General features: G+C 64.3%; 22 protein-coding genes. 4 read left to right on the forward strand and 18 right to left on the reverse strand.

Going from position 1 to position 23246, the window contains the following annotated elements; all coding sequences use genetic code 11:
- Positions 1–79 precede the first annotated feature (79 nt).
- The 9 genes from VRZ77_RS01120 to VRZ77_RS01160 all read right to left on the reverse strand — a co-directional run bounded on the left by VRZ77_RS01120 (position 80) and on the right by VRZ77_RS01160 (position 10536).
- The gene (locus VRZ77_RS01120; RefSeq protein ID WP_414590860.1) at positions 80–577 is read right to left on the reverse strand and encodes a hypothetical protein; all 498 of its coding nucleotides are present in this window, start codon (positions 575–577) and stop codon (positions 80–82) included.
- 414 nt (positions 578–991) lie between these two features.
- A complete protein-coding gene (locus VRZ77_RS01125) occupies positions 992–2623 on the reverse strand; it encodes a molecular chaperone GroEL (RefSeq protein ID WP_414590861.1) in 1632 nt (543 codons plus the stop codon).
- A 64-nt stretch (positions 2624–2687) separates the two neighbouring features.
- A complete protein-coding gene (locus tag VRZ77_RS01130; protein WP_414590862.1) occupies positions 2688–3554 on the reverse strand; it encodes a metal-sulfur cluster assembly factor in 867 nt (288 codons plus the stop codon).
- Between the two features lie 4 nt (positions 3555–3558).
- Positions 3559–4581, reverse strand: a complete 1023-nt coding sequence (locus VRZ77_RS01135) for an amidohydrolase family protein (RefSeq protein WP_414590863.1) — start codon at positions 4579–4581, stop codon at positions 3559–3561.
- A 110-nt stretch (positions 4582–4691) separates the two neighbouring features.
- Positions 4692–5063 carry an MmoB/DmpM family protein gene (locus tag VRZ77_RS01140; protein ID WP_414590864.1) on the reverse strand — a complete coding sequence of 124 codons (372 nt, stop codon included), beginning with the start codon at positions 5061–5063 and terminating at the stop codon, positions 4692–4694.
- A 5-nt stretch (positions 5064–5068) separates the two neighbouring features.
- The gene (locus tag VRZ77_RS01145) at positions 5069–6139 is read right to left on the reverse strand and encodes an aromatic/alkene monooxygenase hydroxylase subunit beta (RefSeq protein ID WP_414590865.1); all 1071 of its coding nucleotides are present in this window, start codon (positions 6137–6139) and stop codon (positions 5069–5071) included.
- 51 nt (positions 6140–6190) lie between these two features.
- The gene (locus VRZ77_RS01150) at positions 6191–7252 is read right to left on the reverse strand and encodes an NADH:ubiquinone reductase (Na(+)-transporting) subunit F (RefSeq protein WP_414590866.1); all 1062 of its coding nucleotides are present in this window, start codon (positions 7250–7252) and stop codon (positions 6191–6193) included.
- 72 nt (positions 7253–7324) lie between these two features.
- Positions 7325–8995, reverse strand: coding sequence for an aromatic/alkene/methane monooxygenase hydroxylase/oxygenase subunit alpha (locus tag VRZ77_RS01155; protein WP_414590867.1), 1671 nt, complete (start codon positions 8993–8995; stop codon positions 7325–7327).
- A 557-nt stretch (positions 8996–9552) separates the two neighbouring features.
- On the reverse strand, positions 9553–10536 hold the full coding sequence (locus VRZ77_RS01160; protein WP_414590868.1) for an NAD(P)-dependent alcohol dehydrogenase: 984 nt from the start codon (positions 10534–10536) through the stop codon (positions 9553–9555).
- Between VRZ77_RS01160 and VRZ77_RS01165 the strand changes: the two genes are divergently transcribed.
- On the forward strand, positions 10456–12687 hold the full coding sequence (locus VRZ77_RS01165) for a sigma-54-dependent Fis family transcriptional regulator (RefSeq protein WP_414590869.1): 2232 nt from the start codon (positions 10456–10458) through the stop codon (positions 12685–12687). The genes VRZ77_RS01160 and VRZ77_RS01165 overlap by 81 nt on opposite strands.
- A gap of 75 nt (positions 12688–12762) precedes the next feature.
- Here VRZ77_RS01165 and VRZ77_RS01170 read toward each other — a convergent pair whose 3' ends face one another.
- Both VRZ77_RS01170 and VRZ77_RS01175 read right to left on the reverse strand, forming a co-directional pair.
- Positions 12763–13227 (reverse strand): hypothetical protein, encoded by a 465-nt coding sequence (locus VRZ77_RS01170; RefSeq protein ID WP_414590870.1) that lies wholly within the window; start codon positions 13225–13227, stop codon positions 12763–12765.
- Between the two features lie 11 nt (positions 13228–13238).
- Positions 13239–14075: an oxidoreductase gene (locus tag VRZ77_RS01175; RefSeq protein ID WP_414590871.1), complete on the reverse strand. Its 837-nt coding sequence runs from the start codon at positions 14073–14075 to the stop codon at positions 13239–13241.
- Positions 14076–14119: 44 nt separating this feature from the next.
- Here VRZ77_RS01175 and VRZ77_RS01180 point away from each other — a divergent pair, with 44 nt between their 5' ends.
- Complete coding sequence (locus VRZ77_RS01180) at positions 14120–14350, forward strand: hypothetical protein (protein WP_414590872.1); 231 nt, start codon at positions 14120–14122, stop codon at positions 14348–14350.
- Between the two features lie 46 nt (positions 14351–14396).
- Here VRZ77_RS01180 and VRZ77_RS01185 read toward each other — a convergent pair whose 3' ends face one another.
- From VRZ77_RS01185 to VRZ77_RS01205, 5 genes are all read right to left on the reverse strand, one after another.
- Positions 14397–15017, reverse strand: coding sequence for a DJ-1/PfpI family protein (locus VRZ77_RS01185; protein WP_414590873.1), 621 nt, complete (start codon positions 15015–15017; stop codon positions 14397–14399).
- Positions 15018–15080: 63 nt separating this feature from the next.
- Complete coding sequence (locus VRZ77_RS01190; RefSeq protein ID WP_414590874.1) at positions 15081–16031, reverse strand: substrate-binding domain-containing protein; 951 nt, start codon at positions 16029–16031, stop codon at positions 15081–15083.
- 80 nt (positions 16032–16111) lie between these two features.
- Entirely contained in the window at positions 16112–17104 is a 993-nt protein-coding gene (locus VRZ77_RS01195; RefSeq protein ID WP_414590875.1) for an ABC transporter permease, read from the reverse strand.
- Complete coding sequence (locus tag VRZ77_RS01200; protein ID WP_414590876.1) at positions 17105–18667, reverse strand: sugar ABC transporter ATP-binding protein; 1563 nt, start codon at positions 18665–18667, stop codon at positions 17105–17107.
- Positions 18664–19314, reverse strand: coding sequence for a GntR family transcriptional regulator (locus VRZ77_RS01205; RefSeq protein WP_414590893.1), 651 nt, complete (start codon positions 19312–19314; stop codon positions 18664–18666). The genes VRZ77_RS01200 and VRZ77_RS01205 overlap by 4 nt, the downstream gene beginning before the upstream one ends.
- Positions 19315–19543: 229 nt before the next feature.
- Between VRZ77_RS01205 and VRZ77_RS01210 the strand changes: the two genes are divergently transcribed.
- Positions 19544–20359, forward strand: coding sequence for an alpha/beta hydrolase (locus VRZ77_RS01210; protein ID WP_414590877.1), 816 nt, complete (start codon positions 19544–19546; stop codon positions 20357–20359).
- A 257-nt stretch (positions 20360–20616) separates the two neighbouring features.
- On the opposite strand, the gene VRZ77_RS01215 is transcribed toward VRZ77_RS01210, so the two are convergent.
- Both VRZ77_RS01215 and VRZ77_RS01220 read right to left on the reverse strand, forming a co-directional pair.
- Positions 20617–20889 carry a zinc-binding dehydrogenase gene (locus VRZ77_RS01215; RefSeq protein ID WP_414590894.1) on the reverse strand — a complete coding sequence of 91 codons (273 nt, stop codon included), beginning with the start codon at positions 20887–20889 and terminating at the stop codon, positions 20617–20619.
- Complete coding sequence (locus tag VRZ77_RS01220) at positions 20811–21611, reverse strand: zinc-binding dehydrogenase (protein WP_414590878.1); 801 nt, start codon at positions 21609–21611, stop codon at positions 20811–20813. Before VRZ77_RS01220 ends, VRZ77_RS01215 begins: the two co-directional genes overlap by 79 nt.
- Positions 21612–21976: 365 nt before the next feature.
- Between VRZ77_RS01220 and VRZ77_RS01225 the strand changes: the two genes are divergently transcribed.
- Positions 21977–22903 carry a LysR substrate-binding domain-containing protein gene (locus VRZ77_RS01225; protein ID WP_414590879.1) on the forward strand — a complete coding sequence of 309 codons (927 nt, stop codon included), beginning with the start codon at positions 21977–21979 and terminating at the stop codon, positions 22901–22903.
- Positions 22904–23246 lie beyond the last annotated feature (343 nt).

A 23246-nucleotide genomic window follows, 5' to 3' on the forward strand; every position in this document is an offset into this window, starting at 1 on the left:
CTGCATCCCGATGCCCCTTGACCGCGCCCAGATTGATCTCCGCGCGAGAGAGTTCGCAAAACGTATCCGCGGGGGTCACTCAGGCGGTCCGTGGCTCGGCGAAACCGAGGCGATGTGCCAGTTCCTGCTTGAACGGCTCGTCGACCTCGCCAGCGTCGAGCAGGCACCCGTCGAGTTCGGCCAGGGCCTCCAGAACCTCGTCCGCCGCCGGATCGAAAAAGCCGTTGGCGCGGGTGGCGAGGCAGAACACCCGGCCCTGGGGCCGGTGCCGGATCTCGCCAAGGAAAAGGACCTGCCGGTTGGTCTCCTCATCGACCACGACGACGCGATTGTTCAGGCTGATGCGTATATAGGGCCGCACCGCCGCGCGGCGTTCCGTCGGGACATATCCCATAAAGCTTTTTCGATCGTATTCGACCACAGATGTTTTAGCCGCGCGCGCCTGCTTTATGTCTTGCCAGCGGCCGCCCGAAATCTGGTTCGCGAGACGATCAATCGTCCCCCAGTTCTTTTCGATCATCTGCTTGGCGGCGACGTCCTCTTTTCGAGGACCGTCGTTCTTGGTGAAGAAGTACACCAAAGCACCCTCCCATTTATTTTTATACGAACAACAAATCCCGATTTTTGGCGTCTGGGATCTGCTTCGTTTGCGCCGTTTTTAGCATGGTTCAAATCGAGCGTCACTCGACGACTCCTGGCGGGCCGTGGCCCGCCGGGAAATTGCGTGTCACGCCAGTACCGGCGTTTGCCATGTCACACCCCGTCGAAACAGCGCTCCGGCGAGCACGGCACCAAGACCCGGCGAGACCAAAGAGAGCCGCACCGGCGATGATGAAGTCGGCGACATACTTCCTCATCATCGTTTTCACACGTCGCGATGCCGCCGACTTCTGCCAGGGCGAGCCCAGCCTGTTCTCGATGCCTTGGGTGCCCGGGGACAGCCGGGAGGCGGCCCGCCGCACGGGCGAGGACCGCCGGCGGGAGGCCATGATCATGCGCGACCGAGCCTTTCCGCGCCGCCGCCAAGCGCCGGACCGGCGGTCGGGTCGACATAGTCGGTGATGTCGGCGACCAGCGTATTGGTGGTGAGGACCAGCGTGGCGACCGAGGCGGCGTTGCGCAGCGCGGTGTAGGTGACACGCACCGGGTCGACGATGCCGGCGGCGATCATGTCCGCCATCTCGCCGGTCGCCGCGTCGAAGCCGACGCCCTCCGATGCCGCCATCAGCTTGGCGACGATCGTCTCGGGATCGTAGCCGGCATTGCGGGCGATAAAGGCCGCCGGACGGGCCAGCGTCTCGCGAACCAGCCGGATGCCTTCGCCGACATCGCCGTTGAGATTACCCAGCCGCGCCGCGACGATCGGCGCGCACTGCAGCAGCGCCGTACCGCCGCCCGCGACAATGCCCTCCTCTGCCGCCGCACGGGTCGCGCTCAGCGCGTCGTCGATGAGCTGGATGGTGCGCTTCTGCTCCACCGGCGTCACGCCGCCGGCATAGATCACCGCCGTGCCGCCGGAGAGCTTGGCAAGGCGCTCCTTCAGCTTGTCCTGCTCGATGTTCGGGGGCGCAAGCTCATGCTGGCGGGCCACCTGCGCCCGGCGGGCCGCGACCTCGTCGGCATTGCCTCCCCCGCGCACGATGACGGTTTCGCGGGCGCTGGCGCGGACCTGGCGGGCGGTGCCGAGATCATCGAGCCCGACCTCTTCCAGCCGGCCACCGAGGTCGCGGGCGATGACCCTGCCCCCGGTGATGATGGCGAGATCGTCCATGATCGCCTTGCGCCAGTGGCCGTAATCCGGCGGATTGACCACCAGCACCTTGCCGCGGTTACCGTCGCCCAGCAGGGTGACGACCACCTCCGGCGCGATTTCCTCGGCGATGATGACGAGCGTACGCCCGGTCTCCGCGACCGCCTTGCGGATGCCAGCAATTTCCTGCGGCGCGCGGATCTTGAGATCGGTCAGCAGGATATAGGGCTCGTCGAGCACCACCTCCATCTTCTCAACATCCGTCACCATGTGATGGGAGATGTAGCCGCGGTCGAAGGACATGCCCTCCACGACATCGAGCGTCGTCTCAATGGTGAGGCCGTAGTCGGAGGAAACGATACCGTCGACGCCGACCCGGTGCAGCGCCTCCGCCACCAGACCTCCCAGATGCGGGTCGGTGGCGGCGATGGTCGCCACCGCTTCCAGCATGGAGCGCTCGGAAGCGGGACGGGCGCGGCCCTTCAGCGTCTCGACCACCAGGTCGACGGCCGTGTCGATGCCCCGGCACAGGTCCACGGGTTTGGCGCCCCGCTCCAGTGCCGCGACGCCGTTCTGGATGAGGCCGTTGGCCAGCACCATGGCGGTGGTGGTGCCGTCGCCGGCGACTTCGTTGGTCTGCATCGAGACCTCGCGCACCACCTGCGCGCCCATGTTCTCGAAGCGATCGGGCAGTTCGATCTCCGAAGCGATCGTCACGCCGTCGCGCGAGACGATCGGGGTGCCGATCGGCCTGTCGACCATGGCGTTCATGCCTTTGGGGCCGAGCGTCGTCTCGACCGCCGCCGCCAGCTTGCCAACGCCTCGGGCGAGCGCGCGGCGCGCCTCTCCGTCATGCAGGATCATTTTTGCCATGGCTGTTTCCTCGTTATCTTGTTTGCTTGTTCGGTCGGATCGGAATGAGGCGTTGCCGCCTCATTCACATGGACAGCGATGCGCCGGCGTCTCTCGCGGCCGGCACGGCGGCGGCCTGGACGGCGCAGTTTCCGCAGCTTCCCGCGGATGCACCGTGCCCACCGCAGGCCGGACGGGACGAAGCCGCCGCCTCGCGCGGTCCCTCGTCGTAGCGCGCGTCGAGAAGCCCGCGGCACAGCGCGCCATTAGCCTCCATGTTGATGCGGACCGCGCGCAGGGCACGCAGATGCAGCGGCAGGCCGGCGGCCGAAATCGCTTCGCCGTCGAGTGTGACGAAGGCAAGGTCGGATGGCCCGGCGGCGAGACCGCGCGCGAGCAGGATCTCGCAATAACGCGGCTTCTGGCGCCGCCCTTCCGGGTCGGTGATGACGGCGCAATCCAGCGTCGCGAGATCCGCCGTGACGATGGCAGCGTCGGACCAGCCGGCGCGTCGCAGACCGAGGATGACGGCTTCCTGCCGGCGCTGGAACGCCTTGCGCAAAAACGTCTCGCGCAGGCCCTCCAGCGTGGCGCCGACCTCGAACGCGCGGAACGCCTCGGCGAAGGACAGACCGAGACGGGTGCCGCGATTGACCTCGTCGGCGAACATGTGGTCCTGGAGCTGGGGATGGACCTCTCGCGCCCAAGGCAATGTCCGCACCGCCCGGCCGATATCGTCCGCCATCAGGAAGGCGAAGTTGGGCGAGCACCAATAGGTCGGCAGGCGGAACGCGACATCGACGCGTCCCTCGGCGCCGATGACGACATCCTCCACGAAGCCGAGATCGACGATCGACTCGTCGAGCTCGGGATCCATGACGCCGGCGAGCTTGTTCCATATGGCGGCGATGCGCGCATCGCCGCCGACCTGTGAGCTGGCGGGGCGGCGCATCGGCCTACTCCGCCGCAACCGCGAGAGACGCGCTCTTCAGCTTCGCCTTCTGCGCCTCGACATCGATATTGTAGAGCCGGGCCGCATTGAGCCCGAGGATCTTGCGCTTCGCCTCGCGGGTCAGGTCGACGCCGTGCTCCTGCTTGATGTCTTCCGGGATCTCGAAATTCCAGAACTTCTCGACCAGCCAGCGCGGCGTCCAGATCGCATAGTCGCTGCCGAACAGGATCTTGTCCTCGCCCACCCAGAACAGCAGTTCACTGATGACCTCGGCAAAGTAGCGCGGGCGGGAATGGATGAAGGGCAGCGCTACGGCGAGGCCGCCATAGACATTGGTCTCCTGCACCGCGATCCAGCAGAAATCGTCGAGCCGGGGCAGGCCGCAATGCTCGATGATGAAGTTCAGGCCCTGGAAATCCGTCGCCGCATGGTCGACGTCGTGGACATCGAACGCATCCTTGTCGAGCGGGATGATGGTCGGTCCCTTGTGGACATGCACATTGGTGATGCCGAGTTGCTGGCACAGCTCAAGGCAGCGATAGGCGCTGGGATCGGTGAGCTTCCAGCCGCGGGAATCGCCCTTCCATTCCGCCGTGTAGAGCTTTACGCCCTTGATATTGTAGTTTTCCTTCATGAAATGGATGTATTCAAGCGCCTTCTCGCCGTCGCGCGGATCGAAGGACCCGTTGACGATGTAGCGGTCCGGATAGGCCTTCGCCATGTCGAGGTTGCGCTCGATGGTGTTGAAGCCGTTGGTGTAGAATTCCTTGAGATAGGTCGATTGCACGATCGCCATATCGTCGGGACCGTCGACGAACAGATCATTGTACATCTTGTCGGCACTGTACTTCTCGAACTGCTCCTTACTCCACAGCTTGTCCTTGGGGCTCAAGGCGTTGTGGTAGGCATAGAAGCATTCAATGAACTGCTTGCCATGAATGTTGGCCTGGTTCTCCGGGCTGCCGTCCCAGAAATGCGTATGACCATCGATGATGAAGACGTCTTCACCGTCCGGCGTCTTGAACATTTAACCCTCTCCCCTAGAACGAATGCTGTGAGCGCGTGGCGCCGCGCCTGATGGCGTTGGATGGACCGCCCGGAGAGGGCGAACCCTCCCCGGAACCGCCCCCCTGATGATCACTCGATGTATTGGCGAACTTCATCCATGTCGCCGAACAGCGTCACCGTGTTGTCGTCGATGCGGATCATGCGTCCGTAGTGCGTGGACGTGTTGACCTCGAAGATCTCGGCATTCATCTCCTTGCCGAGAATCTCGCTGATCTCGTCCATCTTGAAGACGAGCTTGCCGACACCGTCGATGCGGATCAGCGCCGGCTGGTAGGTGATGGTGACGTCGGGCTTCTGGCCCATGAACTCGGCGATGGCACGCGCCTCGACGCTGTCATTCATGGTCACGCCGCACTGATGCGAGATCGTCTGGTCAAAGACCAGATTATCCATCTTCTGAAAGATATTCTGGTTGGTTGCCGATCGGGACATTACGGACATAGGGATCACTCCTTGGGAAGATCGAGGCCGAGTTCGCCCAGGATCTTCCCGATGCGCTCGACCGACTGCGCGCGCGCGTCGGAATACTGGACAGGCTTGGAATGCGGCTGCGACCAGATCGGCTGCAGGCCTGCCGACGCCTTGTTGGCGAGGGCGACATGCTTGTTCAGCCAGGACTGGAACAGACGCTTGTTGTGATCGCCGTGCTCGGGGTCGTGCGCCAGCAGATGGAACAGGTCGATGGCGTTGGCGAGGTTCCGCTCATAGTCGGCTTCGGCCGCCGAGATCACCGGCGGGGTGATGAAATCGCCATTCGGCGACGCCGCCTGCATGAGGAAACCCGAGCGGAACAGCTCGCCGACCAGCGGCTCGAACACGATGTTGATGGCGAAGTACTGCTCAAGATAATCCGTCGAGCCCATGATGGACTCGACCGCCTCGCGCGTGCCCTGCCAGATGCCGTCCTCAAGCCAGGCGCGCTTGCCCGCCTCGTCGTCGAAATTGCCGATGTCCATGCCGATTTCGGCGAGGTACAGCGTGATGTCCTGCGACAGGCGCAACTTGTACGACGAGTTGGTCAGCGTCGCGTTGTTGATCATCTGCGTGTAGCCGTAGCGCTGCGCCTGCATCAGCGAGGTGCCGAGCCCGAACTCGGCGTGTTTCCACGCGCCGAGATGGTTCTGAAGCACCTTCACCCACGCCTTGTCGAAGTGCAGCGGCGCGCCCGACTTGCGGCCATTGGCGATCACCGCCTGCACCATCGCCTCGATCTTGGACTGGCGCTGGTAGTGGGTACGCTCCCATTCCTGGTCCGGCGCGCGGAACAGATGCCAGTTCGAGGAAAGCGCCGCCGTGTTGTCCTTGGAATAGGCCCCACGCCCGTTCGGGAACGAGATGATCCAGTCCTGAAGCAGATAGCGCTCCGGATCGGGCTGGACGTCGACGGTGACGTCCTCGTAATGGGTCGCGCGCTTGCCGCGCGGTTCGAAGTAGCGATACTTCCGGCTGTCGGAATCGGCGAACACGGCCGAACCGGCTGCCCCCGACTTGACGGGCGCCGTCTGCGTGGCTGTCATGGTGGTCCTCCCAAATTATCGTTGTCTGGTTGAGGCGTGTGCGATTGGCGCTCAGGCGTGGGCCAGCGGTTCGGTGGCGCTTGAGGCCGGCGTGAACTTGTCGAAGAAGATGCGTTCGGTCGGCACGTCGTTCATCTGAAGAACCGGCACCAGCGCCTCGATCATCGGCTCGGGCCCGCAGGCATAGACGTCGACGTCCTCGCCGAAATCCAGCCGGCGCAGATGGGCGTTCAGCACCTCATGGATGAAGCCCCGCTCGCCGGTCCAGCCGTCCTCATCGCCGGCGCCCGAGAGCGCGGGAATAAAGTGGAAGCGCGGGTTACGCGCCGCCAGCTGGGCGAATTCATCGAGATAGAACAGATCCTTGGTGGTGCGCGCGCCGTAGAAGAAGTGGACTTCGCGGTCCTCGCCGCTTTCCAGATGGTCGTGAAGGATCGACCACAGCGGCGACATACCCGAGCCGCCGCCGACCAGGATCAGGGCTCCTCCCTTGTCTTCCCGTCGGAAACAGGTGCCGTAGGGTCCGCGGACGGTGAGCCGGGTTCCGGGGGCAAGGTCTCCATCGAGTCGGGAGGAGAATTTCCCTCCGGGGTATTTCTTGATGATGAAGGCGAGTTCTTTGCCCGTGACCTGCGTATTTGCCATGGAAAACGAGCGCGTAATCGCCTCTGCCCCCGGGAGCGTGATGTCGACATATTGCCCCGCCCAGAATTTGAGAGGCTGATCGAGCACGATTTCCAGGCGCCGTATGTCGTGGGTCAGTTCGACGACCCGCGTCACTTCCGCACCGAAGGTTCGGACAGGTATCGATTTCGAGAGAATCTCCTCGTCGAAGTTGAGCAGATCGACCTCGATGTCCGAATAGGCCAGGGTGCGGCACAGCAGGACGTGGTTCTGGTCCCTTTCCATCTCGTTCAGTGCGAAGGTGGAATAGGGCTTCATCTCGACTTCGCCTTCGTTCAGCACGCATTTGCAGGCTGCGCACCGCCCTTCCTTGCAGCCATGCGGCAAGGCAATGCCCTGCCGGAACGCTGCGTCGAGGACGGTCTCGCCCTCCTCGACCTCAAATTCGACGCCGACCGGATTCAAGCGGACGGTATAGACGTCGCCCATCGTGCGACCTCCCCGTTAGGTTCTGGAGCATCTGGTCGCGGCGGGACCGGCCAGGCCGGCCCCGCCCGACAGTCAGTTGCAGGGGTTGATGGTGAAGCCAGCGCGGTAGTCGGCGAGGTGCTTCTCGCGCTGCTCGGGGCTCATCTCACGCAGGGTGATGAGCGGGCTCTTGATGATGTTCCCGCGCACATCGTCGAGCGTCCACATCTCCTTCTCCTCGAAGCGCAGATGGGGCTGCGGCACCAGCGTCTTGCCATCGGTGCGCACGAAACCGAGATCCTGGATCGCGTCGGCCAGATCCCAGTCGTGGTAGCAGCTTTCCCACTCGCGGCGGCCGCTGAAGCGGCCCATCGCCGGGGTGGGACGGCCCTGATACTCGCCGGCGAAGGCTTCCACCGCCGTCCAGCGGTCGAGCTCATGGGCAAAGGTGTGCAGCTTGCCGTCGATCGTGTCGGTGACGATGTCCTCGCGCACCACGCAGGGCACCATCGAGCTCCAGCACCGGTGCGGGTAGACATAGCCCGTGTCGGCGTTGAACAGCATGTTGGTCTGGCCGCGGTGCGAGAGCTTGTCGTACCACTTCCAATACTCGCCGAACTGCGCATACCAGCCGGGATACTTGTGCTCGAACCACTCGAAGTCCTTGTCGGTCTGGGCCTCGATGCGCCAGAAGTTCACCGGCCAGCCGACCGAGAAGAACTGCGCGATCTTGTGGACGTAGTGCTTCTCGGTGATGCGCTTCCACGCCGTCTGCACGTCGTCGTGGTGGATCTTGATGCCGTACTTCTCCAGCGGCAGCATGTAGGTGCGATAGTAATCTTCGAAGATCCAGCGATGCCACATCTCCGCGTACGACTCCTTGTTCTTGTCGCGGTTGGTGGTGCCGTATTCGATGAACGTGCCGATGGCGGCGTCGACGATGGCGTGGTTCTGCCAGAAGGCGTAGCGCATGTCGCGCTCCAGCAGGAGGTGGTTCTCCGGCTCCTTCAGCATCGACATCAGCATCGAGTGACCGTTGCCGACATGCCGGCTCTCGTCCGACTGGACGGACAGGAACACGGTCGGCAGGGCATAGTCGCCGTTGCGGGCGGCTTCCGAGGGCATGGCCACGAACAGCGTGTTGGTGAACGCCGTCTCGGCCACCACGGTCAGATAGACATTGGCGGAAGTGATGGCGTCGCCGGTGATGAAGCCCTCACCGAACTGGCGGCCGATGGTGGTGGCGTAGCACTTGCCGAACGCCTCCTCGGTGATATCGAACCCGGCCGGGTCGATATAGTTCTCCATGTACCACTTCTTCAGGTTCATCTGGATCGTCGAGTGCCGGAACTCGTCGACCATCTGCATGGTGAAGCCGGTACGCAGGTCCTCGCCAGGCGCCAGCCGGCCGACCATCGCCATGGAGCGGGCCGCCGAGATTTCCGGGAACGGGATGATGGCCAGGAACAGCTTCATCCACTCCACCCAGCGCGGCTCCACATTGCGGAACATGTCGCCGCGCAGCGCCGCGTCGAGCGCGCCATAGACCCGGTTGTCCTTCTCTTCCTGCATCGGGAAGTAGGAGCGAAGCACCTGCTTCATCGGATCTTTCGGGGCCTTGGTGATCTTGTAGTCGGTGGGGAAGGTCATCGCCTCCTGCACATAGGAGGGATTCCATCCCAGATCGGCGATCTTCTTCGCAGCTTCGGCGACAGAGATGCCCTTCTGCGCGGTAATCTTGTTGAGTGTCAGTGTAGTGGTCATTTTTGCCATCCTGCTCTTGGAGCGGAGTCCACGGTCAATTTCCTCCCGTCAGGCGCGGCACAGCGATCTGCTGCCCGGCCGAGCGGGTTTCAGACATGAGCGGGCCCTCGCCCGTCGCGCTTGCGGCGGGCGGAAAAGCCTGGGCAAAGGTGCAAGGCATCGGGATCGGCTGTTGGCGTAACGGGTTTGGGGACGGCAAACCTTGCCGACCCATGACCCGCCGAACCGGCTTATCGCCGTCTCGGCAGCCTCCCCGGACTTCTTCCCTTCGTTCTTGTCGCGGCCTGTCCCGTGGGACACGTCAGCATTGTTCTAATGATAAGGTAGCAAGCGTCGTGCCAATTCGTCGCAGTAGGTATTTCAACGACTTTTCGACGTCCAGTTACTCTTCGATTCGCGGAAGTGAACCATTTTGCGAATCAGACATTCGGAAGTGTTTCATTATGAGAAAATGCCGCGCTGCAAAATAATTGGTAAATCTTGCTTACTTAACCAATATTAATGCTGCGCCGCACCTTATCTAAACTCTAGAATACCAGAGATCGACCATACCCTGGTCAGGGCACCAGTACCGCCCGGCCGTGGATTTTGCCGGCGTTGAGATCATGCAGCGCCCGGTTTGCATCCGCGAGCTTGTATTCCGCGGTTGCGAGCTCGACGAGCCCGCGATCGGCCAGTGCCATCAGCTCGGTAAGCTCGGCCCAGGTGCCGACCAGATTGCCGATGATGTTGCGCTCGGAAATGATCAGGTCGACCGTCGGGATCTTGATGTCCTCGCCATAGCCGACGATGTAATAACTGCCCATCGGGCGCGTCATGGCGAGCCCCTTGGCGGTGGTGCCCTTCTCGCCGACGAAGTCGATGACGGCCTCCGCGCCGACGCCGCCGGTCAATGCCAGCACCGCCTCGACCTCGTTGCCATCCGCCTTTACCGTGTGGTCGGCGCCGCTCTTGCTGGCCAGCGCCAGCGAGGCGTCGGATTTGTCGACGACGATCACGTCGGCGGCGCACATGGCTTTCAGGCACTGGATGCCGATATGGCCCAGGCCACCGGCACCGATGACCACGCAGCTTTCGCCGGGCAAGAGATGCCGGGTGGCCTTCTTCACGGCGCGATAGGCCGTGAGACCGGCATCGGCATAGGGCGCCACTTCCTTCGGCGCCAGCGAACGCGGCAGCGGCACGATGTTACGTTCCGAGGTGCAGATGAACTCGGCATAGCCGCCGTCGCAGTCGAGGCCGGGAAACTTGCCGGGTCCGTGCATGTCGAAACCGCGGCGACAGGCGAGGCAGGTGCCGCCGGTGATCTTCGGATGCACGATCACCGGATCGCCCTTCTTGAGACCCTCGACCTCCTTGCCGACCTCCTCGATCCAACCGGCATTCTCATGACCCATGATGAGAGGTAAGAGCTGGTCGCCATTGGGATCCATATGCGGCTTCCACACGCCCTCGATGATGTGGAGGTCGGTGCGGCAAACGCCGGCGCCGCCGATGCGGACGATGACGTCGGTGGATTTCACGATCTTCGGATCGGGCACGTTCTCCTCCGCGACCCAGAGGTCGGCGGAGAGACTCGTGTCATAGGTTTTCAGCACCTGCGCCTTCATGGCGTCCTCCCTTTTTTCGGCCCCGTCCACGGCGCCGTCGGAGAACCCATCGCAGCAACCGTGCCACACGCCATTTCTTCGCCCGATCAAATCGTTACCGCGGATGCGAAGGTTTTCATGCGTGCACGGACTGAACACAGCCCATCAAATACTGTCCAGTTTCTGGATATTGCCTTCCGTGTGTTTTGCGCCGAACCTGCCGCAAAACGACAAGAACACACGGAGGATGCGCCGATGCCGTCCCTCTCTCGCCCGCCGCAATCCACTGTCGCGCGCGGCGCGCTCTCGCCCGAGGTGGCGCGGAGCTGGGAACGCTGCCTCGCCAGCGGGCTTGACCCGACACGGCGACCCGATGACGAGATCATTCCTTTCGCCGAGGTGCGCGTGCGGCGCGAGGAGCAGGCGCTATTGCGTCGTCTGGCGCTGGCGCAGATGCAGCTTCTGCATGAACAGATAGCCGGCTCGGATTTTATGATCGCCTTTGCCGATGCCGGCGGTGTCGTGCTGGACGCGCTGAGCGACCCGCGCTTCGCCGAGAGCGAGGCGGGGCGCTCCATCGTACCGGGCAGCGTATGGCTGGAAAGCGGGCGCGGCACCAATGCACTCGGCCTCGCGCTCGTCGAGCGGGCGCCGGTCGCGGTCTATGGGCGGGAACACTTCTTCGCCTGCCACGGCCATCTCAGTTGCTCGGCCGTGCCGATCTTCGATCCGGCGGATCGGTTGGTCGGTCTGCTCGACGCGTCGAGCTCCAACGAGGCGCGCCAGCAGCATACTCACGCGCTGGTGCGCATGGCGGCAGCGGCGGTGGAGAACGGCCTTATCGTCAATGGCCGTTCGGATGTGCTGCTGCTGGCCCTGCACCCGCGCGCGGAATATCTCGACACCCTGTCGGCTGGCCTCATCGCGCTGTCACCGGAGGGCGAAGTGGTCTCGATCAACCGCGCGGCGCGGGCACTGCTCGCCGGGCTGGATGCCGGTGCCGGACAGGCCTTCGACGCTCTTTTCGAGCCCGGCTTTGGCAGTGTTGTGGATGAATGGCGCGGCAATGGCATCGCCCGTGTCCGCGATCGCGCCGGCAGCATGCTGTATATCGCGTGCCGGCGGTTTGCCGCGCCGCCGGTGATGTCCAGCCCCGCACCCGCGGCGCGCCGCGCGCCGGCGCCGGCGCCGGCGCCGATCGCGGCACCTTCCGCCGATTTTGTCTGTGAGGACCCGTTGCTGACGCGGCGAATGCGTGGCCTGTCGGCTGCCGCCGGGGATCGCCTCGCCATCCATATCCATGGCGAGACCGGCACCGGCAAGGAATTGATGGCACGCCATGTCCATGCGCTCAGTGGCCGAGCCGGCGAATTCGTCGCCATCAATTGCGGCGGCGTGCCGGAATCGCTGTTCATCGGCGAGCTGTTCGGCCATGACCGGGGCGCGTTCACCAATGCGCGCAGCGAAGGCGCGCCGGGGCTGATCCGCCTGGCCGATGGAGGAACGCTGTTTCTCGACGAGGTCGGCGACATTCCGCTCACCGCGCAGACGGCGCTTCTGCGATTCCTAGATACCATGGAGGTGCGCTCGCTCGGCGGCGCGAAGACCGCGAAGCTCGATGTGCAGATCGTGTCCGCCACCAATCGCGACCTCGCTGCCGCCGTCGCCGCGCACCAATTCCGTGCCGATCTATATTACCGGCTGAACGGGCTTTCGATCGAGATCCCGCCCCTTCGCGAGCGCAGCGATTTCCACGCGATCGTACGGCATCTGCTGGCCCGACATGCGCCGGGAACCTCGATAGACGATGTCGTTCTGGAGCGCCTGCGCCGGCGGCCATGGCCGGGCAATATACGCGAACTGCAGTCCTGGCTGCGGCGCGCCCTGATCGAAGCGGATGCCGGGACCATCACAGAGCTGTCGTGCGATGACGCCTTGAGCGAGGTGGCGCAGACATGCGCACATTGCGCCGGCAGTCCGCTGGACAGTTCCAAATGCCGTCGCATTCGGGAAACCTACGCGCAGAGCGGCGGAAACATCCAGGCCACCGCGCGCCGCCTCGGGATATCTCGGACGACCGTCTACAAGCATATCGGTGATTGACGCCAACCTCGGCTCTCCCGCCGGCAGCCGCGCCCCAAGCGACGGGCGGCTTTGGGCATGGGGCGCGGAGGGGTGTCAGACCTGCCCATCTGCCTGATGGGGAGGAGGCGCTTGCCGAACGCGGCCGAGGCTTAAAGCCACGCCGCCAGCGAGACAGAAGGCGATGCAAAGGACGGCGACGATAAGCGCCTGCGTGATGGCGGCCGGATCGGTTCGTGCGCCAAGTACCTCGTAGAAGGTTCCGCCGATCACGGCGACGCTGAGCGTAGTACTGACCTGGAGGGTCGAGCTGGCAATGCCGGCGATCATGCCGGAAAAGGCCGGCGCGACTCGGCCCGTCACCATCGCCATCAGGGTCGGCAATGCGAGCCCTTGCCCAAAACCGATGACGAACAGAAGGGCGGCGAGCGACATCGGCGAAGGGGGCACGCCGATCATCGTCGCCGCGACTAGCCCGGCGAGACCCAGGAACCCGACGACCTCAAGTCCCATGCCGATCGGATTGACATACACGCCGGCGACTTTGCTGCGGTCTGGCAACAGCGCGGCTCCTAGCCCCGCGTGTCGAAATCGGTCGCGATGGAGATGTCGCGCCAGGCGCTCATGTCGGCGCGGAAGGCGTCGAGCTTTCGCTCCGCGATCGCGTGAGCGCGCGGTCCGAGGGGGAGATGCAGCGGCGGGTGCTGGGCATCGACGGCCCTCAGCATCACGGCGACAGCCTTGGCCGGATCGCCGGCCTGCCGGCCGTTATTTGTCTGGCGGTAATGGCGTCTTGCCGGCACCGTCTCGGCATAGGCGGGGATCTCCTGCGCCGCTGTGGCCATCGAGCCCCCGAGAAACTCGGTGCGGAAGGGGCCGGGTTCGACGATGATCACGCTCACGCCGAGCGGACGGAGTTCGTCGGCCAGCGCTTCAGACAAGCCCTCCACCGCGAACTTGCTCGCATTGTAGAAACCGAAACCCGCCGAGCCGGCGATCCCGGCACCGGAGGAGAGGTTGACGATGCGGGCTCCGGCGCGTTTGCGCAGCGCCGGCAGGGCGGCACGGGTGGTCTCGATCAGGCCGAACAGGTTCACCTCGAACATCGGCCGGTATTCCGCGGGCTCACCCTCCTCGATCGCGCCGATGAAGCCGAAGCCGGCATTGTTGACGAGGACGTCGAGGCCGCCGAACGCGCTTTCGGCCAGCGCCACGGCCCTTGCGGCGTCACCCGGGCGGGTGACGTCCAGCGAAATGCCGCGCACCGTCTCGGGATAGCGCTCGCACAGCGGCTGCAGAGTCTCGATGAAACGGGCTGTGGCGACAAGGCGATCGCCCCGTGCGGCAACGGCCTCGGCAAGTTGCCGGCCGAGGCCCGACGAGCCTCCTGTGATCAGCCAGGTTTTCATCACGGTCTCCTTCAATCCCAGTGGGACGAGGAGAAAATAGGCGATTGGATTTGTTCGATACTGACAGTTTCGTACGCCGGCCGTTCATTTTCGTGGGGGTGGAGGGGCATGCGAGCCGCCGCCTTCAGGCGCTCGCGCAGGCCGTCGACCACCTTCAGGGCACCTTGCGCATTTCCGCCGCCGACGGGTTCGGGGCCTATGTGCTGCCGCCGATCATCGACGATGTAGGCGAAGGCTTACTCCAATGTCTGATCGAAAGCTCGTGGCAGCAGTAGATTATTGGTCCCAGGCGATCCAATGCGCCGCCTGGGACCATGGACCTCACGCCGCGCGTGTGGCTGCGACCGGCGCGATATCCTTATGGTGGATTTCCGTACCGAGAACCTTCAGACATTCACGCATGAAGGCTGCCAGCGCGGTCCAGCCTTTGGCAGAGACCATATTGCCATCGACCAAAGCCTCGGTGGGCGAGAGATCGACATAGGTGCCACCCGCAAGACGGACCTCCGGCTCGCAGGCGCCGAGCGCACCGACGCGCTTGCCCGTGACGACGCCATCCACCGCGATGAGGATCTGGACGCCGTGGCAGATGGTGAAGATCGGCTTTCCCGTCTCGTGGAAGTGACGGACCATCGCCTGGATGCGCTTGTCGGTCCGGATGTACTCGGGCCCCCGTCCGCCGGCGCAATAGACCGCATCGTACTCCTCCAGCTTCACTTCGGAGAAGGTCTTGTTGATGTCGGCAAGATGGCCGAAGCGCTCAATATAGGTCTGGTGGCCCTCGAAATCGTGCAGCGAGGTCTGGATCTTGTCGCCGGCCCGCTTGTCCGGGCACACGACGTGAACGGTGTGGCCGACGGCCTCCATTCCCTGCTGGAATACGAAGATTTCGTATTCCTCGGTGAACTCACCGGTCAGCATCAGAATCTTCTTGCCTGGCATGGTCGTTTCCTTTGCCTGTTCGTTTACGGTCAGACTTTATGGGCGCTATCCGAGCGTCGATGTTCAGAACGGCGAGTCCGGGAAGTAATATTCCTCGGCATTTTCCTTGGTGATCAGCGGAGCATCGAGCTTCAGCGAGCCACGCACCGGCGCATGCCCGGCAAAATGCGCCGCCGTCAGATAGATCGCGGTCTTGATCATCGACGGCGGGTAGGGCGTCTCCACCGGCGTCACCGGATCGCCGGCCTTCACCTTCTCGATGATCTCCTTCATGCCGTTGCCGCCGAGAGCGAACTTGATCTCCTTGCGGCCGGACTGCTTGATGGCTTCCAGCACGCCGAGCAGCATGTCGTCGTCATTGGCCCACACGGCGTCGATCTGCGGGTATTTGGCGAGATAATCCTGCATCAGCTTGAAGGCCTCGTCGCTGTTCCAGTTGGCGTACTGGATGTCGAGGATCTTCATATCGGTGCCGGCGATGCCATCCTTGAAGCCCTTGATGCGCTCGTCGTCGATCACGGTCGGGATTCCGCGCAGCACCACAAGATTGCCCTTGCCGCCCATCTTCTCGACCAGGAACTTGGCCGTGTTGTAGCCGACAGCGATGTTGTCGCCGGCGACATAGAGGTCCTGGATCTTCGGGTCGTTGAGGCCGCGATCGACGACGGTGATGAAGCTGCCCTTGTCCTTGATCGTCTTGACCGGCGTTGTCAGTTCCTCGGAGGAATGCGGCAGGATCACCAGCGCGTCGAGCTTGCGCGTGGCGGAGAGGTCCTCGATGGCGCTGACCTGCGCGTTTGCCGAGGGCGAGGTCTTGACGATGACCTCGATGCCGGGGAACGCCTTGTTGATTTCCTTGGCGGCGGCATTGGCGTGGTAGACGACGCCTGCCGTCCAGCCATGGTCCGCCGCGGGAATGGAGACGGCGATGATTTTCTTTTCGGCGGCCGATGCCGGGCCGGCGGCCAGCAGCGCTGTCGTCACGCCGGCGGCGATCAGGGCATTTCTGAGCATGTTTTCCTCCTTGGTGCGGCAGTCTTGATTGATGTCCGGCGCGTCGCGGCTGCCTCGCGCGGGCCGGTTTCGTCGATCGCCTACCTCCTCGACATGCGCTGGATCAGCATGGCGATGATGATGATCACGCCCTGGACCGCCGCGACGAGATACTCGGAGACGAAGTCGGAAAGGACCATCAGGTTGGCGATGAATTCGAGGATCACCGCGCCGGCCACCGTTCCCCAGATCCGGCCGCGGCCACCACCCAGGGCCGTACCCCCAATGACGACTGCGGTGATGACCTGCAGCTCCCACAGCAGACCCGTCGTCGGTGTTGCCGCGCCGAGGCGGGGGACGTAGCAGATGGCGGCGATGGCGACGCAGGCCCCCTGGATCAGGAAGGCCACGATCCGCATCCGGGCGACCGAGATGCCGGAATAGCGCGCCACGTCCTCATTCGCGCCCACCGCGACGCAGCGTCGTCCATAGCGCGTGCGGTACAGGACACAGGCGGCGACCAGCGCCACGGCGAGCGGCACCAGGATGGGAACCGGCACGCCGAGCACGTCGCCGAAATAGACCGGCCGGTAGGCATCGCGCAGGCTGCGGTCGATCGCCACCGTACCGCCGTCGGTCATATAGGTGATGAGCGCCCGGAAGATGCCCATCGTGCCAAGCGTGGCGATGAACGGTTCGATGCGCCCGACGGTGACGATGGTTCCGTTCAGCAGGCCGCAGGTGATGCCAGTGACCAGCGCGACCGCCATTCCGAGCGGGATGGCGGCGGTTCCGACGCTGGGCGCGGCCCAGTTCATGAACAGAATCATCACCCCGGTGATGAAGGCCGCCATCGAGCCGACCGACAGGTCGAGGCCGCCGGAAGCGATGACGAAGGTCGCGCCGATGGCGATGATGCCGATGAAGGCGCTGCGGGTGACGACGTTGGCGATATTATTGGCCGACAGGAAGTCGGGATTGATGAGGAAGCCGATCAGCACCAGTGCGGCGAGCGCCAGGAAGGGGCCTGCATCGCCCCAGCCAATGGACCAGCCATTCCGGGCGCGCGGCGGCGCGGCGGCAAGGTCAGCCATCTATGTTCCTCCCAGGGATTTTTCGTTGGCCGCGCTGCTGGTGGCGCAGAGCGCGACATTGCTTTCGGTCATAGCGTCACCGGCAAGCTCGCCGTTGATCCGGCCGGCCCGCATGACGAGGATCCTGTCACACAGGCCGATCAGCTCCTGCATCTCCGAGGAGATGACAATGCAGGAGCGCCCCGCGCGCACCAGTGACTGGATGAAGGCGTAGATCTGGCTCTTGTTGGCGATATCGATGCCGCGCGTCGGCTCGTCGATGATGAGAACCGACGGCTCATTCAGCATCACCTTGGCGAGCAGCAGCTTTTGCTGGTTGCCGCCCGAGAGCTGGCCCGCCTTGGCCTCGCGGCTGCGCAGGCGGATGTCGTAGCTGGCGACAGCATGGTCGAGCAGTTGCGTCTCACCGGCAAGGTCCAGCCCCGCGACCGGGTGCACCCGGTCGAGCGCGGCAAGGGTAAGGTTCGGCGCCAGCTTTTCGTCGAGCAGCAGGCCCTTGCCCTTGCGGTCCTCGGTCAGGTAGCCGACACCCTTCTCCGCCGCCTGCGCTGGCGAGTGGAAGTCGACCGGCTGCCCGTGCAACCGCACAGCGCCGAAATTGGCCTGCCGCAGGCCGAGCAGGCCTTCAAACAGCTCGGTCCGCCCGGCCCCGATCATGCCGGCCAGCCCAAGGATCTCGCCCTTGCGCAGGGTCAACGACACGTCCCTGACGAAGCCGGGGACATGGGCATTCTCGATTTCCAGCGCTGGCGCGTTCGCTTCCTGCTCCAGCCGCGCGGGATCCTGCCGCGCAGGATAGAGGCTGGCGAATTCGCGCCCAACCATCAGACTGGCCATGCGATGGGGGGTGAGGCCCTGCCCATCATAAGTGCCGACCATTCGCCCGTCGCGCAGCACCGTCACCCGGTCGGCCAGCCGCTCCACCTCGTCGAGCCGGTGGCTGATGTAGAGAATGGCGACGCCGCGCCGCTTCAGCTCGACGATAATGTCGAGCAGCGGGTCGACCTCGTCATGCGTCAGCACGGCGGTCGGCTCGTCGAATATGACTACGCGCTGTGTGCCGAGCAGTGCCTTCGCAATCTGAACCAGCTGCCGGTTGGCGAGCGAAATGTCGCGCACGAGCGCACGCGGCGACACCTTGCAGCCGATCTCGGCGAGTTGGGCCGCGGTGGCCTCGCGCATGGCCCTCTCGTCGAGCCGGCCGAAGCGGGTTATCTCGCGGCCAACGAAGATGTTCTCCGTGACGGTCAGCGCCCCGGCAAGCAGAATTTCCTGATGAACCAGAGCGATCCCGGCAGCCTGCGCATCGGCCGGGGCTCGGAAATGGGCCGGCGCACCGTCCAGGAAAAGTGTGCCCTCGCTGAGCTTCAGGTAGCCCGAGAGCAGCCGCATGAGCGTGGACTTGCCGGCCCCATTCTCCCCGATGACGGCGTGAATCTCGCCGGGCCGGAGGTCGAGCGACACGTCCGAAAGCACCCTCACCCCGCTGAATTCCTTCGCCAGGTGCTCGGCGCGCAGAACGGGTTCGGGCACGCTGGTCAGGGCGAGGTGAGCGGGCGTCATTGGTCGAACGCCGGAAGCAGTCGGTCGCGAGAGCGTTCGATGTGCAGGCGCATCGCCTGCCGGGCAGCTTCGGCCTCGCGGGCGGCGAACGCGGCGAGGATCGCAGCATGCTCGTCCAAGGCTTCCTCGGTCACGCGCGCATGGAACATAAGGCGGAAGATGTGAAAGTGGGTATGCTGGTAGGCGAGCGTCTCGCGGATCAGCTCGTTGCCGGCAATGTCCAGAATACGGTCGTGGAATAGCGCATCCTGCCGGGCGAACTGCGAGTAGCGCGCCCGGTCGTCGGCGCCGCCATCGCGTGACATCACCCCGGCGGTCTGCGTGAGAGCCGCCAGCGCCTCGTCAGTCATCACGGCCACGGCCCGCGCGGCGGCATCCGGCTCCAGCAGCAGGCGCAGTTCGTAAAGCTCGTTGAAACGGCGGCGGGTGATCTGCGGCGCGGCGCTGTAGCCGACGAGGTGGGTCTTCACGACCAGCCCCTCGCCTTCCAGCCGCCCGAGCGCCTCGCGGATTGGGGTCTGCGAGACCGCGAGCTCACGCACGAGATTATCGACCGTGATGCGGGAGCCTGGAGGAATCTTCAACGCCATCAGCCGCGCCAGGATGGCTTCATAGACCTCCTCGGCGAGACCGGCGGCGCGCTGGATAGCCTGCGAACCTTCGCGCGGCGTCGCAGCGAATGTGGAAGCGGCGAGAGCTTTCGGACTGCGCACATTTGCCTCCTTGACACCGATCGACAACTAGCACGCTCCCTTGCGTCATTCAATACGATATCATATACGATTTCATGTAGGAAAAGATGTCAGGCCGAATTTACTAGTCTAATCATATGGATGAAAACTATGACATCCTTCGACCTTAGCCGGCTCGCAGGCTGTGAGTGATCTGTTCCGCACACGTGACCACGTGCCGGATTTCGACCGGCACGTCGCGGCCTATGCCATTCGCAGCGCGGCGACACGGGCGCGACTGCCTATGCAGGCTGACATCGCTTACGGGCCGTCCCCGGCGGAAAGGCTCGACCTGTTCTTCCCGCCGCCGGAACGCGCGACCGGCGCCGTGCACATGTTCATCCATGGCGGCTACTGGCGGATGTTCGGGAAGCAGGATTTCTCCTTTGTCGCCGAGACGGTCACGGCCGCCGGCGCCATCGCGATCATCGTTGATTATGCGCTCATGCCGCGGGTGCGGATGGACACCGTGATTGCGCAGGTACGTGGTGCGCGCGACTGGGTGCTGCGAAACATCGGAAATTATGGCGGGGACCCCGCCCGTTTCACCATCAGCGGCCATTCCGCGGGTGCCCACCTCGGAGCGTTGCTGCTAGACGCGAGCCAGCCTTCCGGGGACATCGCAGGCGCGCTGCTCCTGAGCGGCATCTACGATCTCGCACCGCTGCAGCACTGCTTTCTGAGAGAGCTCATCGGCCTCACCAATGAGGAGGTGGAGCGCTTCAGCCCGCTGCGCGTCCCCTATTCTACCGGCCCGGCGGTCTCGATCATGGTGGGCGGCCTTGAAACCTTGCCCTTTCACGAGCAAGCGAGCGCCTTTGCGGTTCATCTGAGGCAGGCCGGCATGACGGCGGACATGCGGGCACTTTCGGGCGTGAATCATATGAGCATCGTTGCCGATCTCGGCGATCCTCGCACCAAGGCCGGCAGCGCGTTAGCTCACCTCGTCTCCGTCGCCTGACGGCGACGTTGGGCTAGCGCGATGTCATCGAACCAGATCCAGCCCGCAAGACGAGACGGGATAGTCGCGGTGCGTGCCCCGACTGTCAGCGCACTCGGATTTCTGGAGAGGCAGGGCGCAGCAAGGCCACAGGAGTAACAACTGCCGCGGTAATAGCATTGCGGGACGGACGGTTGCGTCAGACAGGCCAAGCCTGAGGACTTACGGAGCGACGAGCTTAATACCAGCTACGCTAGCATGGACCTCGGCGCCGCGCCTTACTCGGCCACCCTCAGCACGATCTTGCCGAACCCGCCGCCGGCTTCCATCGCGCGGTGCGCCTCGGCTGCCCGCGCGAGCGAAAAGACCTTGCCGACCAGCGGCTTCAGCCGGCCGTCGGCAAACATCGGCAACGCGCCTTCCGCGAAACGCCGCACCATGGCGCGCTTCTCCTCCGTTGGCCGCGATTTCATCACCGTGCCGATGAGGCGCAGATGATTGTGCAGAGGGAGAGCGAGCGGAATGTTGGTGGTGATCTGCCCGCCGAGCAGGCCAACCTGGACGAGGCGTCCGCCCGGGGCGAGGCTGCGTAGGTTGGTAGGTTGCGCGCAAGATAGTTCCCTCCGACGAAATCGACGATCACGTCTACGCCGCGCCCGTCGGTCGCCTCGCGCACGCCCTGCACGAAATCCTGGGATCGATAGTCGAACACGGACTCCGCGCCGAGCGCGAGAACGTCGGCGCGCCGCTCCGCATTCCCCGTCGCGAAGACGCGGGCGCCGCGCGCATGGGCTATTTCGACGGCGGCGGAGCCGACCCCGCTAGCCGCCGCGTGGATGAGCACGCCATCACCGACGCCGGCACCGCCCAGATGTACGGCGGCTTCCCAGGCGGTGACGAAGGATTCCATTACCGCAGCCGCCTCGACGAAATCGAGTTCAGCGGGAATGCGCACAGCCATACCACGGTCGACACGGGCATATTCAGCATAAGCGCCGCCGCCGACGATGGCCATCACCCACTCGCCGGGCTGGATGTCGGCAACGTCGCGGCCAACCGCCACGACCCCGCCAGCCACTTCCAATCCGAGTAAGTCGCTCTCGCCATAGCTCTGGCGGCCGTAATAGCCCTGACGCTGCAGCAGATCGGCGCGGTTGACGCCCGCCGCATGCACCTTGACCAGCAGGTCGCCGGGGCGCACCTTCGGCAGGGGAGCGTTGGCGAGGCGGAGGACATCCGCCGCACCAAAATCGTCGAAGATGATCGCCTTCATTTCACCCCCGCCCTAGCCAAAGCCCGGCGGGCAATGCTGGCGGCAAAAAGCGGCGTTTCGCGGCGGTTGTGGTCGCCACCGGCTTCCTGCCGCGCCTCGGCAGCCCGCGCGAAACCCGTCGAGGCTCTAACCGCCGCTGGATGACAATTTGGTGGCAGGTCACTCGCCGCCAGCATTTCCGAGATGGAACGCCCCCATACTCAGCCGGCGTCTTTGTGGTGCGGTGACGCGGTGCAGCCGCTGGGTGAACGCCGCGAACATGCAAGTGTCCGGGATCGGCGATAAGCCGAAGCCTCCTGAAAACGGCTTTACCGGGATCGCAAAGATAAGACCCCATTTCGCCGAATTCCTCGCCACCCTCGTCGATGTCGTTCCGGCCGGCAGCTTTTTCCGGCGCGGCCCGCCGCCGCGCGGTGACGCCGTCGGCAATCGTTCGCCAGATCGACGCGCTAGAGTGGGATCTAGGCGTCGCGCTCTTCATCCGCTCAACACGGGCGCTCACGCTCACCGATGCCGGGCGGCGCCTGCATGAGCGGGCGCTCCGCCATCTCGAAGAACTGGCCGACACCCATGCCGAGGTCGACGCCTTCGACGGCTCCGTCTCGGGCACGCTTCGGATTGCCTGCTTCCCACCCTTCGGCAGGCGCTATGTCCTTCCCGTCGTCGCGGCGCTGCAATCCGAGCACCCGGCTCTGCATGTCGAGCTCGACCTGACAGAGCGGCTGGCCGATCCGGTGACCGAGCGGCTCGATGTGGTCATCCGCATGGGCGCGCTTGCCGACAGTACGCTGATTGTGACAAAGCTCGCACCCCTCACACGGCTGCTCGTGGCGAGCCCGGCCTATCTCGCGCGGGAGGGCACGCCCGTAGGCACGGCGGATCTTGCCTCGCATCGCTTGCTCGACAAACTCCACGGCCCCGATCTCCTGGGTCGGCGCGACGTGCTTGGCTGCCCCGCCGGCCATGCCGGGAACGGCACGGTGACCTTTCGTTCCGACGATTTCGACGCCCTGCGCGCGGCCGCGGAAGCCGGAATGGGCATTGCGCTCCTGTCGAGCTGGGTCGTGTGCTCGGACGTCAGGGTGGGAAGGCTGGTGCGGTTAGCGCTGGGCGGCGAGGCATGGAACGACGGCTCGTCAGGTATCCACCTGCTGCGCGCCCTGCCGCAGCCAAGTGCGAAGGTGCGTGCCTTCACCGATGGCTACGTGCGGCGATCGGCCGTCCACCGAGTTGGGAACCGTGATCGGCTAACGCTGGCCTATGCCGACAGGCTTGCGCCGATGGCGCGGTAGAGCCCGGCGCACCGATTCGGCGGGAGCCAACGTCAGCGAAGCATACTTGCCCTCCTCGCAGCGGTGAGGCTGCCGCCTCGGCCCAATCCGGGGAGGCATTGGATCTGCTGGACGTCTGCCCGCGTCAATCAACGCTCGCATACCGGGATCCAGACACTGACGGCGGCCGAGTGCCTAAGCGCCGACCGAAGTCACAGACCTAACGCGCCTGCATTCACACAAACGAAAACCCCCGCCGGCTTTTTGAGCCTTGCGGGGGTTTTTGTAGGTATCGTTTAGAAGCGGATGCTGTGTTTGGCAGGCCTGGCAGCGACCTACTCTCCCAGGTCTTAAGACATAGTAC

It is taken from the genome of Ancylobacter sp. G4_0304 (genome assembly GCF_047501495.1).
Classification (GTDB): Bacteria; Pseudomonadota; Alphaproteobacteria; order Rhizobiales; family Xanthobacteraceae; genus Ancylobacter.

Coding starts and splice junctions, on each gene's coding strand:
- VRZ77_RS01150 (WP_414590866.1), bottom strand. CDS start 7,252: ATGGGCGACGTCTATACCGTCCGCTTGAATCCGGTCGGCGTCGAATTT.
- VRZ77_RS01175 (WP_414590871.1), bottom strand. CDS start 14,075: ATGAAAACCTGGCTGATCACAGGAGGCTCGTCGGGCCTCGGCCGGCAA.
- VRZ77_RS01155 (WP_414590867.1), bottom strand. CDS start 8,995: ATGACCACTACACTGACACTCAACAAGATTACCGCGCAGAAGGGCATC.
- VRZ77_RS01135 (WP_414590863.1), bottom strand. CDS start 4,581: ATGTTCAAGACGCCGGACGGTGAAGACGTCTTCATCATCGATGGTCAT.
- VRZ77_RS01140 (WP_414590864.1), bottom strand. CDS start 5,063: ATGTCCGTAATGTCCCGATCGGCAACCAACCAGAATATCTTTCAGAAG.
- VRZ77_RS01225 (WP_414590879.1), top strand. CDS start 21,977: ATGTCGTTCCGGCCGGCAGCTTTTTCCGGCGCGGCCCGCCGCCGCGCG.
- VRZ77_RS01195 (WP_414590875.1), bottom strand. CDS start 17,104: ATGGCTGACCTTGCCGCCGCGCCGCCGCGCGCCCGGAATGGCTGGTCC.
- VRZ77_RS01220 (WP_414590878.1), bottom strand. CDS start 21,611: ATGAAGGCGATCATCTTCGACGATTTTGGTGCGGCGGATGTCCTCCGC.
- VRZ77_RS01190 (WP_414590874.1), bottom strand. CDS start 16,031: ATGCTCAGAAATGCCCTGATCGCCGCCGGCGTGACGACAGCGCTGCTG.
- VRZ77_RS01125 (WP_414590861.1), bottom strand. CDS start 2,623: ATGGCAAAAATGATCCTGCATGACGGAGAGGCGCGCCGCGCGCTCGCC.
- VRZ77_RS01130 (WP_414590862.1), bottom strand. CDS start 3,554: ATGCGCCGCCCCGCCAGCTCACAGGTCGGCGGCGATGCGCGCATCGCC.
- VRZ77_RS01185 (WP_414590873.1), bottom strand. CDS start 15,017: ATGCCAGGCAAGAAGATTCTGATGCTGACCGGTGAGTTCACCGAGGAA.
- VRZ77_RS01200 (WP_414590876.1), bottom strand. CDS start 18,667: ATGACGCCCGCTCACCTCGCCCTGACCAGCGTGCCCGAACCCGTTCTG.
- VRZ77_RS01145 (WP_414590865.1), bottom strand. CDS start 6,139: ATGACAGCCACGCAGACGGCGCCCGTCAAGTCGGGGGCAGCCGGTTCG.